Source organism: Halorubrum tebenquichense DSM 14210, from assembly GCF_000337415.1.
GTDB lineage: Archaea > Halobacteriota > Halobacteria > Halobacteriales > Haloferacaceae > Halorubrum > Halorubrum tebenquichense.
The window spans coordinates 1-13,896 of sequence record NZ_AOJD01000032.1 but is presented as its reverse complement, the minus strand read 5'-3'; the positions used below and the strand labels follow the sequence as shown (position 1 = coordinate 13,896).

Genomic DNA, 13,896 nt, shown 5'->3' with positions numbered 1-13,896 from the left:
GTTGAAGCACTCGAAACAGGGGTTGCGCCGCGCGCGAAAATTGAGCCTACGCGTAAGATTCGACCGTCGGCAATTACGCAAGCACGCTCACGTACTCAAGCAGACCGCGAGCGAGCGAGAGCCCGCGACCGGTCGCGAACTCCCATACGATTCGTGCGTGCTCGAGCGCGGTCCCGGCATTCGGAGCCACCCACCCAAGCGAGATCGCGACCGCGGCGACGACTAGGATCACGAGCGCGTGGCTTGCGATCAGGCCGCCGATCCCGGCGACGACACGGGCGATGCCGACCGCCCGGTAGATATACAGCGCGGCTATCGCAAAGGACGCGCCCATGACGAGCTGAGAGCCGAGCCCCAGCGACGCCAAGAACTCCGTGGCGGCGAACATCGGTCTACTACTGCTCCCCCGCGCTGAACTCGACGACCGTGTCCGGCGCCCGACGCGCCTGAATCCACTCGCGGACTAGGTACGCGCCGCCGCCGACGATCACGATCACGATGAGCGGCCCCATCGATTCGACGCCCTGGCGAAGCCCTCCGAGGATGACGCCCGGCGAGATGGTCTCCAGTGCCCACACGACCGACAAGACACCGATGACCCCGCGGACGTACCACGGGACCTTCCCACTCGTTCTCTCGTCGAGCTGCCACATGCCAATCAGGAGCGCAGCGACCGCCCCGATCGTGACCGCGTTCGACTCCGAGGCGAGCTGGGCCACACGGAGCAGCGGCGAACCCGGCGAAAGGACTTGTATCGCGACGGCGGTCAGCGATGTCGCGGTCACCGGGAGGAGCCAGCCACCGATGTTGAACTTCCGGCTCACGAACGTCGACCCAACGAGGACGCCGCCGATGCCCACGAACGCCAGTACGAGCGAGAGTGTCCCTTCTTGATCGGTCGGCCCGATAGGCGGGTCTTCAGGGGGCTGCTGTCCGGCATCCCGCTGGAGGATGCTGTACGTCTCGGAGGAGCCGTCAGTGATGAAGCTGACAGGCGACTCGGCTCGGTCGGCGTCGACTTCGACCTCCCGTGTTTCAGACCAGAGCGCGTACCGGTCTCCCGTCACCGTATCGTAGTAGGTCACCTTGATGCGGTCGGAGCCGGTCGTGTTGCCCTTTCGGAGCGAGAACGTCGGCTCACTCCCGTCTTCAACTTCAGCTTCGATAGCCCCGCTCTCCGGTGACACAGAGACTGGTGCGGTCGAGACCCGCATCGTCGACCCCTCGTTTGCGTCCTCGGCGCGGAGGATCTGCGTGCCGCTCGAAGTCAGCTCGGCGTGGGCGGACTCGCCGGTCCACGACTCCTCGCTAGCGTAGTGGAGTCGGTCGCCGAGTACGGTCTCGTCGACGCGCAAGCCGAACATCCCGTCCGGATTGATGTCGGTTATCTCCACCTCGGTCGAGAGGTCATCGCCTTCGACGGTCGGTTCGGTCACCCTCACGGACCCGTCGTACGCGCGCACCTTGTGACCGGTCGCCCGGACGTCGATCTCCGTGTCCGCCTCGACGTCACCGAGACCGACGTGGAGGTCGGTTCCGTTGAGCTCGTAGTCGGGCGGTGCCTGCCAGTCGCCGCCATCGATGCGGTACTCGACGTCGTTGATCTCCGCGACCTGTTCATCGAACGTCAGCGTCGCATCCGCGTCTGCGACCGCGGATGGGAACGTGTGCGAGACGTTGAACGACTCGGTCCACGAGGTCGCCTCGATGTCGACGGACTTCGTCACTCCGCTGGCGTCGTGGCTGTACTCTAGGTCGACAAGTGACTCGGGCCCGTTCGAGGGCGTGTTCGTCCGGATGGTGACGTTGTTGGTGCCCTCCTGGAGCCACGCCTCGTTCGTTGCGAGCGAGGTCGTCTCACCCTCGCTCAGGACACCGTTATGTTCAGTCTCGTAGCCGTTAACTTCCACGACGGGATCTGACGTTTGAGTCCGCTCTTTGATTTTAAAATCAACATCGACCGCTCCCGAGGTGAGAGATATATCCGCGTTATCTGTCGATTTCGATAGCTGGCTAAGATCCCGAGTAACAGACTCTCCGTCGGTTAAAGTCCCTGAATAGCTTGCTTCGTCTGTGCCGTCCCCGTCTATATCAATAGCCGGATCTGCGCTTTCTGCGTTAGGGAGCAAAAGGCTGGGATATGTCTCATAGTCGGCTACTTGACCGTAGTCCCGTAAGAATTTGACAGATGATGAATCGCTATCATACGAAAGCTCTAATTGGTCATCCTCTCCATTATTATTTTCCGAGTCGGTGATGAACTCAAATTCATACGTCTCACCTGCTTGTAGTGTCTCAGATGAATCGAGGGAAACGGTCTGGTTACCAGTTGTCCAATCAGGCTCCCATGTGGCGACTTGAGTCCCGTCTCCCCATGTCTCATCGGCTTGCCCGGAGGCAATCCTGACCTCGACAGTTGGACCGTAATCCGAGCCTGAAACAGAACCAACGTGTAGTTTAAACGAGTTTAATGTAATGTCTTTTTTAGGTGTGACTTCCATGCTGGATTTTAATGGATTGTTGTAAGCGCCATTATCTCCAACAAATCCCGCGTCACCATCGGCATTCCCATCCCCGTATTCATCAATTTGATTATAATATTTGAGATCTCCTGTAAAGGTCACAGTTGGTTCTCCGCTACTCGGTCCTATCGGATCGAGGTTGCCGCCCACATCAATCGAGATTGTGTCACCGTCAGACACACCGCCAGCCGAGACGTTACTCCAGCCGCTGTTAGTGACGCCCGTCAAATTGATCGCGTAATCGGAGACACCGTTCAAGTTGTCCAGCTCGTACTGGTAGTTCGTCCCGTCCGCAGCGGCGTTCCCTGACAGAGTAATCCCACCAGAGAAGGTGACGCTATTCGACGAGAACTCCGGCACGTGGAATCGCCCCACTCCGTCCTCCTGCTCGATAGGCGACTGCCACTCCTCGCCGGAGTCGTGGACGCCGTACGCGACGTCGGGAACGTAGCCGACGCCGGCCTCGAGGACGCCGAGGTCAACAGCGACATCGCGTCCCTCGTGGACCTCGTCGTCGGCCAGCACAATCGCGATATCGTCGTCCGCGACCACGTTCGCGTTCTCGCCCATGTAGTCGCTTGCCCGCTCGGGCGTCGTGACCGTGATTTGGAGCGTACCCGCGTGGTCGGACGCGTACACGTTCCCTTCGAGGTCGCTCGCGCGGATGGGTACATCCGCGTTGCTCGGCAGGTCCTCATCAACCTGATCAGGACCGAGTGCGACCATCCCGCTCGGCCCGCTTTGAGCCGTCGCGACAGCAGCGCCGAGCGGCATCGCGAGCATCGAGACGACCACGATCGTCGCGGCCGCGATCGCTAGCGAGCGTTTCATGCGCGCACCTCAGTCTGCGCTCGCGTACCCGGGGGGACCCCTGCGATCCCATGCGATACGCGCGCGCGTATCTGCCGACTCGTCGCCGCGACCGGTTCGGCGCGGAGCGTCGTCGAAACTGTTCGAACCTCACCGTCTCGATCGTCGCGATCGCTTCGATCGTCGCTTTCGTTTTTTTCAAAAATCATCGCTCGTCCTCGGGTGCGATCTTCAGTTTGTACGAGCTGGGGCTCGGCATGTCGTCCCAGTTGAAGTCCTCGTAGTTGCTCTCGGTGTACATCAGGCCGTGGCCGATGTCGTACTGCGAGGTCATGTCGCGGTTCTGCCGGACGCTCTCGAAGCCGACCACGTCGCTTGCGGTCGTCGGGTTCGCCGTGCCCGGCATCTGTACGCGCCAGCGCAGCTTTCGCCGAATCATCTGATGAACGTCGGTCTCCGAGTGCGCGAACGCGTAGACAGAGACACCGAACTTCCGCATGTCGACCCACGTGTCTTTCAGCAGCTCGACCTTCTGGTAGGTCCCAAACGAGTCCTTCTTCGCCGACTGCGGACACACGTCGCCGATCTCGTCAAAGATGAGCGACGTCCAGTGGTGCGGCCCGTGTTCGACACGAGCGAGCAGCCAGGCGAACCACCAATGACTCGCCGGGTCCTGCGGACCGAACAGCGTCTCGCGCTTCGCCGGCGTGTCGTACCGTTTCTCGGGCGACTGTGCGTACACCTCCTGACAGCCGCGCATCCGCGGGTCTGGATACACGACGTGGAGACTTCCCTCGTCGAGCGTCTCGTTCAGATCTCGCGGGTCGCTGTACCGCCGCACCTCGCGGACGATCTCTGTTAGCTCGTCGACGTCGAGGTCGACCGGGTCGTTCGTCGGATCCTTCGGTTCCAACCGCGCCGAGATGTCGATCCCCGCGGGTAGGTATAGCGTCGTCCACGGCGCGAGCGGCAGCCACTCCGATCGGCTGCTTGACCCGCGCCAGACGACTTTTTCGTCGTTCACTTCCAGTAGGCGGACCACGAGGTAGTTCGCCAGCGTTGACTTCCCCGTCCCCGGTTTGCCACGAGCAAGCCAGTCGGTCCCACCGTCGTTCTCATCGACAGGCGAGTCCCAGCTGTGCTCGATACAGTTCGGGATCACGCTCGGGAACTCGAACGTATCGCGGTCCCACGCGCTCATCCCGAACTCCTCGCGCATCGAGCGTGCGTCTGACCATCTTGTCAGCGATATCGGCTCGCGGAACTGGTCGAGGACCTTCCGCTTCGTTCGATTGCCCGCCGCTCGCACCGTCGTGTCTGAACTCATAGTTTGGATGTTTTCCGCTCCTCTTGTTCCTCGTCTGCCTGTTCCTTCGCACGCCCCGCGAGGTCGCGCACGCCGCGGTTGAACACTGGTATCAGGTAGTGGGCCGCGAACAGTTCGCGGCCGCGTCTGTCGGCGCTCTCGGTGCTCGTTAGCAGCTTTCGCGTCGACCGCTCCCCGTAACACCGCGTGACGAATTCCTCGTCCATCTCGCCGTGCGTCGCGAGTTCGAGGTCGTGGCCCCAGCCTAGGATCGACTCCCGATCCTCGAACCCGTCTAGGAGTTCCTCCAGCGTCGTCCGCTGGTTCTCGTGGAGCTCGTGGATCGACGGCCGCATCGCCACGTACTGCTGTTTGCCGGGAGCGTGCTGGTCGTCGCTCCCGTCGTCGACGTACTCTCCCGCGTCGGCCCGCAGCTCCCGGAACGCCCGGTGGGCCGCGGGCCGGATCGTCTTCGCCGACAGCTGTCGGCGGAACTCGCGCGCCTTCGCCTCGTCGAGCTCGCGTGTCCGATTCTCCGGCCGTAAGAGCGCGGAGACGAGCGTCCTCTCGTGCGCGCTCGAAGGGACGCCACGGAACTGCCGGGCGATCTGGTAGAACCAGTCTTGGGGCATTTCTCCGAGCGTCCGCACGGCGAGCTCCTGCGTCCACAGGAGGATCGCCCGCCGGGAGTCGAACCCCGCGAGCAGCTGGCGCTCACTGTCGCGAACGTCCTCGACGAGCTTCACCAGCGCCGGGCGGTACGACCCCTCGTCGAGGTCGGCGTCAGCGTCGACGCCGGCGAACTCGGACGGTGACTCAGTCGTCGCCACCCGGAACACCTCCGCTACCCGGAAGGTCGTCCTCGTCCTCGTCGATGCTGAACATCTCGTCTACCAGCGTGCCGTCGCGCTTGTCGACCGCGTCCATTTTCTCCTTCTCGGTGGTGATCTCGCTTCGGATGCGCTGCTCGCGCTCCTGTTCGATCGTCTCGGCGTTGTCGGTCTCCTCTGCGAGGTGAAGCGCGGTCGCCCGGGCACTCCTGTAGTGTGCGGGAGCCGCCCAGACGCGTGCGTACGCCTCCCGAGGCCGCAGCCCTATCCAGCCGACGCCGAGGACAAACACGGCCGCAGCGCCGAAGCCAGCGAACAGTTGCGAGGCGATGTATGCGCCGACGAGCGTGGCTCCGACACGCGTCGCCAGCTGGCCGTAGTCCTCTCGATCTTTGAGCTCGGGGAGCGAGAACTCCCACCCTTCCGGCTTGTAGTCGACTACACTCTGTGAGAGAGGATGGACGTAGGCCCGCATGTCCACGTTACCCTCCTTGACCGCAGCCTGACACCGGAGTGGGTCCTTCCAGGAGTCGGTCTCCCCGTGTATATCCGCGTCGTCGTGGCCGGGATCGACCGTGCGGAGTTTCGCCGCGCTGCCGGTTGCGACCCGGGAAAGGAACGCCAGTAGTCCGTCCGAGGCGACCATCATCGGCTCGTCCGGTCGGTCGATCACTGTGAGCGTCCGTTCGCGAGAACCGAGTACGTCGACGCCCTCCTCGTCGGCCGGGGTCGTCGCCCTGGCGAGCTCATCCTGTTCGAATCGGACGGTCTTTGTGTGCTGCTCGAACGTCTCGACCATCAGCGCGAACAGGAACAGCAGGATGTACAGGACCATCACCCACGGGTAATCAACGACGAGGCTGGCGATGTTCCCCCAGAACGAGGCCACGATCATCGCACCGACCAGCGCGAAGATCGCAGTCCACACGCCGTATCCCCAGCCGATTCCCTTCCCCGCCCGATCGATGAGTTTCTTCGAGCCGGCAAGCGAGACCACGCCGCCGACGCCGAGCGGCAGCATGAAGATAACCATCGACCAGCGGAGCAGGCCGCCCCAGGAACTGAACGGCAGCTCCTGCGTCGTCGCGACCGACTCGTGTTCAAATGTCCACCGGAGCTCGTCGCTCGGGTTCCCCTGGTCGGTCTCAACCCACACAGCGACCTGGTCGCGACCGTCAGACTGGCCAAGCGGGATCTCCTCCATTGCCCAGCCGCGGTTGATCGTCACGTTGTGTTCCTTCGTCGTGACGTTCTTCGCATACTGCTCCGTGGTCGTCGTGTTCGTCTCGCGGTCGACGACCTCCCGCTCGCCGACGTCGTACGTCGCCACAGTGACGGTCAGGTCCTTCGCCGAGTCGGTGTTGATCGACCGGAGCCACACTGAGTTCCGGTCGACGACAGTGTCGGGCGACAGGTACCGCCAGTAGTCGTCGCTGGGGTCGCCCGGATTCCCCGAGATTCCGGCCGGCCAGTGGACCAACCAGTACATCTCGCTCCCGGAGAGACGCACCGAATCGGGCGAGTTCGAGTAGCTTGTGCCGTCTTGCTGGAGTTCCGAGAGCGTGTAATCGGTATCGTTCTCGGCGTCGGACTGCGCGGTCGCGACGAGGCCAGCGCTGGCAATCACGGCGATCGCGACGACCGCGACGAGTACCCATCGCCGACGCATCTACCCGCTCACCCCTGTAACGATGGTTCCGGGAGTCAGAGCGCGGCCCAGAGTCAGGCGGGCACTCTCGACGAGCTCGCCAGCGCGGCTCGGGAAGAGCAACACGAGTGCGGCGAGCACGAGGACGACGCCGATCGCGACCGCGGTCCCGTCGATGTTGATGAACATCAGAGGGACCTCCGTGACACCGAGACGATTGTCTGGCAGTCGAGTGCCTCCGCGACATCGCTGAGGCTTTTCGCTAGGTCGGCCGGGTTCCGCACCACCGGCTCGATTTCGACCCACGTGCGACCGGTCTCGGTCACCGAGCAGCCCCTGACGTCTTCGACGGATGCGACGACGTCTTCGTGAGCCTTCTCACTCTTCGGAGTCCCGAACACCTTCTCAACGAGTGCGTGAAGGCGAGTCGGGTACGCTGGTTCGAGGCCAGCGATGTTGATCGCCGTCCCCAGCTTCGTTGACGCGAGCTCGAGCGTGAGACCGTTGAGGTACCTCACGGTGAGGCAGTTGACGCTCGAGTCCGAGACCACGACGCGAGCAAGATGGTCGAAGTCGACCGACTGGCCCGGCGGAGCATCAATCTGGACTGACTTCTGGGCGCTCACGAACCGCTCACCTCACGGAGGCGCCGGTCAGTCGTGTTCATGTTCACGAGCAGGAGGACGGTGAAGAACGCGACGTACGCCAGCGTCAGAGCCCCGTAGTCGTCCACGACTGATGGGAACAGCCCCAGCGCGGCTGCGCAGAGGATCATAGCGAGGAAGGCACTCATCGCCTGCCAGTCGCCGATACCGTCCCGGAGTCGGTACGGTGCCGTCATCAGTTGGCCCTCCCCAGCAGTGCCTGGCGGAAGTTCTGCGACCGGAACGACAGCCCGATGATGATGACGAGACCCGCGAACCCGAGCCATCCGATGGGCGAGACACCGCGAGCCCACGCGGGGATGAACGGGTCGATCAGCGGGACGGAACCTCCGAAGGATATCCACCCGCCGACCGTCGTCACGACCGCGGCACCGAATCCGGGCTCGGAAGCGAACGCACCGAACACGAATCCGAGGATGTCGCCGGCGACGGCCGCGAACGTCGAGAGACCGACGAGTGCCGTGATAAGCACCGTCGAGATGATGCCCCCGATAGCCAGCATCGGACGCGTCACGCGCTCTCGAAGGGTGTCGACCATGTCCCGACGGTTGTCGACCTCGCCGGCAGTCTGCTGCCAGATGTAGCCGGCCCAGGTGACGAACCCGATACCGACCCACACGCGGCCCTGTCCCGCGACGATCCACTGAGCGACGCCGGCGACGTCGGACGCGGTGTACGAGACGTACATGACGTACGAAAGCATGGCGAGAGTCAACCCCCACGCGACCGATTCGAGCCGGTTCGGGTCGGAGCCCTCTTCGCGGGCAGCCCGCAGACCGATTAGCGAGATGACCGAGACGCCGAGTAGCCCCCATAGCAGTGGCGACATCGCGACGCCGAACAGCGATATCTGTGCTAGCACGGTCCTCCACCTCCAGGGGACCGTAGACTGTTGTTCAGCTCCTCGAGGAGGAGCCGCGAGCAGTTCTCCGTTCGTTCCGTTGTGTTGTTAGTCATCAGAATCTCCGTTTCTGTAGCGCTGTATCCGCTTTATCAGGAGGTTCGACACGTACAGCAGCGCGACGAACACCATCACTGGCTGGAGCGTCTCCTGCGAGATGAAGTCGACATTCGGTGCGAGCGTCCCGAACGCCACAGATAGCGGGACATACGCAACATCGGCGAACGCGAACCCGAGGTCCACGACGGACCACAGTCCGTCGATCGCGACGAGACCAGCGCCACCTCCGAGAATCGCATCTTTGAGGTTGCTCATGCGTTATCACCTCCGGCGATCGCCGACCAGAGAGACCGCAGTGCTCCGGTGACCGAGTCGACGGGCAGGTACGTCTCGATGAATCCCCAGAGCAGCTGGGAGATTATCGCGACGATCGTGGCGATGATCAGCCACGAAATCGCGAGCGCGAACGGCGCCGCGATACCGAGGCTCATCATCTCCCCTTCGGCCCACGTCTGAATCGATATCAGCGCGCCGTAGAGGGATGAACCGGCCATATTGGCCGCCCGACTGAGCGGGACCGCAACTCCATCAACCAGAGCGAGTTCGATAACCCAGTACAGGCGTCCGAACACGTTATCGAGCAGCCAACCCCAGGCGCCAAGGACGCCATCGACGAAGATGGCGTAGATGAAGGTCTCCGGGTTGCGAGCGAAGGAAGCAACAGTCGTTCCAAGCCCAGCGGTGGTGATTGTAATCACCCAAGTCGGGAGGATACTGCCCTCTTCCTCGTTGCTGCTCATGGCTGGACCCCCTCAGTGAGTACCCTGAACGCCCGTTCTGCCAGCAGGAAGAACGCGACAATGACGATGATCGCAACAAACCACGCTCCGAGGCCGAACCCGGCGATTGACTGGGCGGCGCCTCTCCATGCGGCTCTGAGAAGGCCGGTCCAGCCTTCGAACGGGAGGCTGAGGAGCGTCGCATACCCGCTGTACAGCCACTCGATGAGCGAACCTAGCAGGCCGAACACAAGCTCACTCACACCGGCGAGGAACGAGCCCCATGCTAGCCAGACGCTCGTTAGAAGCGTCTTCCCAAGTTCGGTCCACTGGATGCGTCCGTCAGACCGGAAGTCGTCGGACGTGAGACTCGTTTGTCTGTCGCCGCTCATCGGTCACCTCGTCTCTTTGAAGGAGCGTCTCCACTCTCGTCCGCCGCGGACGCGACGGTCTGCGGCGTTCCCATCATGGTCAGGAGAGCGGGTTGATCGCGCTCACTATCGGAATCTCGCCGCCCCAGATGGCGTCGACCAGGACAAGACCGAGTGCGATGCTCGCCATGACGATGGGTATCGCCAGTATGCCGAACTGCTGAGATGACACCCCAGTCGCTTGGGCCGCCATCTCCAGCGCGGTGGTCGGGCTGGTGAAGAACGCGCCAACGAGCGTCCGAACGTCTCCGAAGATCTCGAAGATGTCCGAGAACGACCGCAGTCCGGAGTCGATCAGCATCGCGATCCCCGAGCCAGTCGCGAGGACCGGAGCGAGAATCGCCTTGATGATGCCGCTGTTGATGCTCTCGCCATCTGCCCGGCTTAGGTAGTCGGTGTCGCCACCGCCGCTACTGCCAGAAGCTGCCATCTACGACCCCCGGAAAGCGTTTGCCAGTCCGGCGAGGCCGAGTGCTGAGAGCACCGCGCCGATCTTCCCCAGCCACGTCGAGAGAAGCCCGCCGCCCTCTCGGCCGGTCGGCCCCATCGCCGCGGACGACGTCGCCGAGTCCTCTTCGCTTCCGCGGTACAGCACGTCGCCGTGGAGAGCGAGTACCGAGTCCGAGGACGGCGTCCCCGAGAGCTCGATGTCGTCGCCCTCGCTGGCACCGGTGTACGTCGAGGTCCGCGACGTCCACTCGACGTCGTCGGTGCCGTCAAGCGCGACCTGCTCGCTGAGACCCGTGGCGACCTCCATCGCCATGTAGCGGTCCGACGGGTACTGGAAGACCACCTCGTCGTACCACGTGTTGAGCGTGATCGACAGCGAGTACGCGCTCGGGAACTTGAAGTTGTAGACGTACCGCATCCGGCGGCTGTAGTCGTCGCGGCCGGAGTCCTCGAACTCGAACTCGACGTACGAGCTCGGGAGCTCGGAGACGCGGAACGCGGCGTCGTACCGAACTTCCTCGAGGACAGCGTTCGCGAAGCGGTCCGTGTCGTACAGCGTCGAGAGCTCGGTGATCCCGAACCAGCCGGTCTGTTCGTACACGGTCTCGGTTACGAGCTCCTCGTCGCTGTTCACGCGCTCGCGGTTACCGAACTGCCAGCGCGACGAGCTTTCGAGGTTGAACCCGTGGAACGTCACGTCCGCGTCGGCCTCGGAGACGTCGACGACGACCTCCTCGATCGTGTCCAGGTCGGGGCCGCCCGGCATGTCGCCGAGCTGCGTCTGGAAGATGTGACCCGAGCCCTGAGCGGTCGCGATCACGTCGTCGGCGCTGGAGTCGGCCGACGAGTCGATGGTCGCGACGACCTCGTTGCCCGCCGCGTCGACGACCCGGACGGAAACGACCGCGTCCGCCGCGAGTTCGTTGACGTTGGCGACCAGTTGGAGAACGCGGCGCTGCTCTCCGTCGCCGATGGTGAAGTCGCTGAACGTCGCGGTCGCGGTGTCACCTGCGGCCTGCCCGGTCGCCGCGATGTTGAGCGCGTCGTCTTCCTCGGTGACGGAGATCGTCCCAGTGCTCCCGGACTCGTCGGTGGTCCAGAACTCCGCATCAAGTGCGGACGCGTCGACCTCCTCGTCGTCCGAGTTCGTGGTCGTGAGGTCCGCTGGGAAGCGACGGTAGTCGTCGATGTCGATGAGGTCACCCCGGATGCGGATGGGGTTGTGCGGCGTGTCCTCGTCCTCCCGGTCGGCGAGGGTCGCACCGGCGAGGGACTGGACCGATTCGTCGTCGGCGATGTAGTCGAACGCATCGAAGTCGGGCTCGTGGGTCTCGACGGTCACGTCTCCGGTGATCCACGGGTCAGACAGGAGGTCGTAGCCGAAGTTCAGCTGGCTACCGCCGCTCTGTGCGGCCGCGCCGCCCGCCATGCCGGCGGCGAGCGTTGCGCCCGCAGCCGCCATGAACGCCCGGCGGCCGACATCCCGGGAGAGCTTGCCGTCGGTCCTCACGAGGAACGTCCAGGCGATCGAGTCCGGCGCCGCGTAGTGGGCCGCCTCGAGGTTGACGTTGGTGTAGTTCTGTGCGTCGCTGTCGGTGTCGTTGGTGTCAGTCATCGGTTGAAAGGAGCCGTTTCCGGCGGCGAGTCCGTGGTTTTCGAGTCGATCTTGTCGCGGGAAGCGGCGCCGAAACGCGGTCAGGTAGTCCCGAGCAGCCTCGCTCAGGTGGATGCCGTACGGGTCGGCGCGCTCAGTCACGACGCCTCACTCCAGAAGGAGGGGACCGCGATGTAGCCGAGAAGGCCACCGGCGACCATTGCGATCAGTCCGGAGCCGCTAGCCTCGATGCCGAACAGGTAACCCGCCGACATCAGCAGAACACCAGCCGCGATGATCGACCAGACGGCGAGCTCGTCGCTGATGGTCTGTGACCCGCCCATCTCGACGTACGTTCGGTTAACTGTCTCCCCGCCGTCTGTCTGGAGATTCTCCCCCTCGACGTCGTCTTCGTCCTGATACTCGACGACGACCTCCGACGGGAGCTTCACCCGCGGGACCTCTACGTGGTCGAGATCGACGTGGAGCTGGTCGTTCAGGCGCGGCGCGTCGACGGCGTGTTCGTGGCCGCCCTGCCGGACGGCGACCTCGCCGTCAGACATCAGATTCGCTCTCGATGTTCTTCCAGTCCTGAAAGTGCTGTACTTCGCTGCGGTCGGCCTCCGAATTACTGGAGGAATCGGGGGACTCTTTCACCCCGTCGTGGACGCTCATCTCTATCTATCGTCCGGAATCGGACGATAGACCGGCTGTAATGTCCCCCTCCGTTGAACCCTCGTCTCAAATGGAACAAAGCAACCTTTCGCCCATGTCAGAGGTACCTTTAAGAGACCCAGACAGTACGGCGCTGCTATGCAGAAGCTACAGGACCACGGCGGATCTGGTGTCGTGACGCTCCCGCGCGACGACCTCGAAAAGGACGGCCTCTTAGAGGAGGGCGAGCTCCCGGACGAACAGCATCTCGACGTCGATCGGCTCGGGCGACGGACCTACGTAGTCCGGATCCCTGAAGAGGGAGGTGACCTCCCGGAGTTGGCACAGTGCGAGGTCGTCGAGCGGCTCGCAGCGAAGCGGGCGCTCGATCTCGGTGTCGGGCGGGGCGTGTCGCAGGCGGACTGAATTTCCTTCGTTCTGAGTTCACGCTCATACACAAACGCGAAGAAATGAGGTGGGAGTAGAGTACTCTGTCTCCCCCGGCGACTTCGTCCTCAGCGTGTTATACTGTTGTCAGAGGACCGGATCGACGGTTCAGAACACTTTTTTTAAATACAACCTGTCCGATCGGGTGCCTTTTTAGGTGATCCCGCCCAAGGCTTGATTGTGGAAAGCCGGTGTCTCCACCCGTAGGCAGGGTTAAGCCGGCTTTTCCACGGAAGCCCGCTCGATGAGTGACGACAACGTCCAGTCGGATTCCGAATCCGACAGCGATGAAGAGGAATCGACTCGTCTCGACCGGATTCAGGAGCTGAAGCTGACCCTAGAAACGATCAGGACAGCCGCGAAGCTCGTCGAGATGTTGAAGTAGTGGAGTACGCCACTTAGCCGGCGTCTCCACCCGTAGGCAACTGAAAGTACCATCGGTATCGTATTAAAGAATTTGGCTCGTTCCTACAGCCACGCCACCTTCTCGCGAGCCCGCCGCTGCGCCGCTGGGCTGTACGTCCCGTTGTAGTGTTCGAGGAACGTCTCTAGATCCTCCCAGCCGCCCCAGTCGAGAACAAGGAGTGGGTCTACCTCCGCGTCCGCGAGCGCACTCGCCCACGTTCGACGGAGATCGTGCGTACTGAGGAACTCCCAGCCGATGTCGTCCTCCTGCTCGGCCAGCTGCTCGCGAGCGCCCTGGAGCCAGCGTCGGAGCGACCGCGTCGAAGAGACCGACAGGACCGGTTCGTCGCTCGGTGCGTCGCGGACATCGCCGATCGTCTGGATCCGCATCGCGAGATCGCTCGGCGCCGGCGTCTCGCGGAACTTGTCGCCCTTCCCCTCCCAGACTCGGACC

The 13,896-nt window shown here is 63.2% G+C and carries 18 protein-coding genes; 2 read left to right on the top strand and 16 right to left on the bottom strand.

Translation table 11 applies throughout. The features are described 5' to 3' along the window. Positions 1-73 precede the first annotated feature (73 nt). The 15 genes from C472_RS05625 to C472_RS05555 form a co-directional block, all read right to left on the bottom strand. The gene (locus C472_RS05625) at positions 74-388 is read right to left on the bottom strand and encodes a hypothetical protein (RefSeq protein WP_006628840.1); all 315 of its coding nucleotides are present in this window, start codon (positions 386-388) and stop codon (positions 74-76) included. Positions 389-395: 7 nt separating this feature from the next. Continuing rightward, on the bottom strand, positions 396-3,353 hold the full coding sequence (locus C472_RS17265; protein WP_161612613.1) for a hypothetical protein: 2,958 nt from the start codon (positions 3,351-3,353) through the stop codon (positions 396-398). Between the two features lie 184 nt (positions 3,354-3,537). Next, positions 3,538-4,659 carry a hypothetical protein gene (locus C472_RS05610; protein WP_049906353.1) on the bottom strand — a complete coding sequence of 374 codons (1,122 nt, stop codon included), beginning with the start codon at positions 4,657-4,659 and terminating at the stop codon, positions 3,538-3,540. Further along, entirely contained in the window at positions 4,656-5,468 is an 813-nt protein-coding gene (locus tag C472_RS05605; protein ID WP_152420603.1) for a hypothetical protein, read from the bottom strand. The genes C472_RS05610 and C472_RS05605 overlap by 4 nt, the downstream gene beginning before the upstream one ends. Then, on the bottom strand, positions 5,455-6,957 hold the full coding sequence (locus C472_RS05600) for a hypothetical protein (RefSeq protein ID WP_241432955.1): 1,503 nt from the start codon (positions 6,955-6,957) through the stop codon (positions 5,455-5,457). Before C472_RS05600 ends, C472_RS05605 begins: the two co-directional genes overlap by 14 nt. Positions 6,958-7,137: 180 nt before the next feature. Further along, positions 7,138-7,305, bottom strand: a complete 168-nt coding sequence (locus tag C472_RS17260; RefSeq protein WP_161612611.1) for a hypothetical protein — start codon at positions 7,303-7,305, stop codon at positions 7,138-7,140. Further along, entirely contained in the window at positions 7,305-7,742 is a 438-nt protein-coding gene (locus C472_RS05595; protein ID WP_006628834.1) for a hypothetical protein, read from the bottom strand. The genes C472_RS17260 and C472_RS05595 overlap by 1 nt, the downstream gene beginning before the upstream one ends. Further along, the gene (locus C472_RS05590) at positions 7,739-7,957 is read right to left on the bottom strand and encodes a hypothetical protein (RefSeq protein ID WP_006628833.1); all 219 of its coding nucleotides are present in this window, start codon (positions 7,955-7,957) and stop codon (positions 7,739-7,741) included. Before C472_RS05590 ends, C472_RS05595 begins: the two co-directional genes overlap by 4 nt. After that, positions 7,957-8,643 (bottom strand): hypothetical protein, encoded by a 687-nt coding sequence (locus C472_RS05585; protein ID WP_241432953.1) that lies wholly within the window; start codon positions 8,641-8,643, stop codon positions 7,957-7,959. Before C472_RS05585 ends, C472_RS05590 begins: the two co-directional genes overlap by 1 nt. Positions 8,644-8,730: 87 nt before the next feature. Beyond that, the gene (locus C472_RS05580; RefSeq protein ID WP_006628831.1) at positions 8,731-8,997 is read right to left on the bottom strand and encodes a hypothetical protein; all 267 of its coding nucleotides are present in this window, start codon (positions 8,995-8,997) and stop codon (positions 8,731-8,733) included. Then, the gene (locus tag C472_RS05575) at positions 8,994-9,482 is read right to left on the bottom strand and encodes a hypothetical protein (RefSeq protein WP_006628830.1); all 489 of its coding nucleotides are present in this window, start codon (positions 9,480-9,482) and stop codon (positions 8,994-8,996) included. Before C472_RS05575 ends, C472_RS05580 begins: the two co-directional genes overlap by 4 nt. Continuing rightward, on the bottom strand, positions 9,479-9,853 hold the full coding sequence (locus C472_RS05570; protein ID WP_006628829.1) for a hypothetical protein: 375 nt from the start codon (positions 9,851-9,853) through the stop codon (positions 9,479-9,481). Before C472_RS05570 ends, C472_RS05575 begins: the two co-directional genes overlap by 4 nt. 79 nt (positions 9,854-9,932) lie before the next feature. After that, a complete protein-coding gene (locus C472_RS05565; RefSeq protein WP_006628828.1) occupies positions 9,933-10,322 on the bottom strand; it encodes a hypothetical protein in 390 nt (129 codons plus the stop codon). Continuing rightward, positions 10,323-11,957, bottom strand: a complete 1,635-nt coding sequence (locus C472_RS05560) for a hypothetical protein (RefSeq protein ID WP_241432952.1) — start codon at positions 11,955-11,957, stop codon at positions 10,323-10,325. It lies immediately after the preceding gene. A gap of 137 nt (positions 11,958-12,094) precedes the next feature. Then, positions 12,095-12,499 (bottom strand): hypothetical protein, encoded by a 405-nt coding sequence (locus C472_RS05555; RefSeq protein WP_006628826.1) that lies wholly within the window; start codon positions 12,497-12,499, stop codon positions 12,095-12,097. A 250-nt stretch (positions 12,500-12,749) separates the two neighbouring features. Here C472_RS05555 and C472_RS05550 point away from each other — a divergent pair, with 250 nt between their 5' ends. Beyond that, a complete protein-coding gene (locus C472_RS05550; RefSeq protein WP_006628825.1) occupies positions 12,750-13,016 on the top strand; it encodes a hypothetical protein in 267 nt (88 codons plus the stop codon). Between the two features lie 265 nt (positions 13,017-13,281). Continuing rightward, positions 13,282-13,422: a hypothetical protein gene (locus tag C472_RS17255; protein ID WP_160162872.1), complete on the top strand. Its 141-nt coding sequence runs from the start codon at positions 13,282-13,284 to the stop codon at positions 13,420-13,422. A gap of 83 nt (positions 13,423-13,505) precedes the next feature. Here the strand turns inward: C472_RS17255 and C472_RS17775 are convergent. Beyond that, positions 13,506-13,896 (bottom strand): tyrosine-type recombinase/integrase (locus C472_RS17775; protein ID WP_006628824.1); only part of this gene is annotated, 391 nt, incomplete at its 5' end.

Bases quoted from the DNA above. Each gene is read 5' to 3' on its own strand.
- C472_RS05625 (WP_006628840.1), bottom strand. From the start codon at position 388: ATGTTCGCCGCCACGGAGTTCTTGGCGTCGCTGGGGCTCGGCTCTCAG.
- C472_RS17265 (WP_161612613.1), bottom strand. From the start codon at position 3,353: ATGAAACGCTCGCTAGCGATCGCGGCCGCGACGATCGTGGTCGTCTCG.
- C472_RS05610 (WP_049906353.1), bottom strand. From the start codon at position 4,659: ATGAGTTCAGACACGACGGTGCGAGCGGCGGGCAATCGAACGAAGCGG.
- C472_RS05600 (WP_241432955.1), bottom strand. From the start codon at position 6,957: ATGTACTGGTTGGTCCACTGGCCGGCCGGAATCTCGGGGAATCCGGGC.
- C472_RS17260 (WP_161612611.1), bottom strand. From the start codon at position 7,305: ATGTTCATCAACATCGACGGGACCGCGGTCGCGATCGGCGTCGTCCTC.
- C472_RS05590 (WP_006628833.1), bottom strand. From the start codon at position 7,957: ATGACGGCACCGTACCGACTCCGGGACGGTATCGGCGACTGGCAGGCG.
- C472_RS05580 (WP_006628831.1), bottom strand. From the start codon at position 8,997: ATGAGCAACCTCAAAGATGCGATTCTCGGAGGTGGCGCTGGTCTCGTC.
- C472_RS05575 (WP_006628830.1), bottom strand. From the start codon at position 9,482: ATGAGCAGCAACGAGGAAGAGGGCAGTATCCTCCCGACTTGGGTGATT.
- C472_RS05570 (WP_006628829.1), bottom strand. From the start codon at position 9,853: ATGAGCGGCGACAGACAAACGAGTCTCACGTCCGACGACTTCCGGTCT.
- C472_RS05565 (WP_006628828.1), bottom strand. From the start codon at position 10,322: ATGGCAGCTTCTGGCAGTAGCGGCGGTGGCGACACCGACTACCTAAGC.
- C472_RS05560 (WP_241432952.1), bottom strand. From the start codon at position 11,957: ATGACTGACACCAACGACACCGACAGCGACGCACAGAACTACACCAAC.
- C472_RS05555 (WP_006628826.1), bottom strand. From the start codon at position 12,499: ATGTCTGACGGCGAGGTCGCCGTCCGGCAGGGCGGCCACGAACACGCC.
- C472_RS05550 (WP_006628825.1), top strand. From the start codon at position 12,750: ATGCAGAAGCTACAGGACCACGGCGGATCTGGTGTCGTGACGCTCCCG.
- C472_RS17255 (WP_160162872.1), top strand. From the start codon at position 13,282: ATGAGTGACGACAACGTCCAGTCGGATTCCGAATCCGACAGCGATGAA.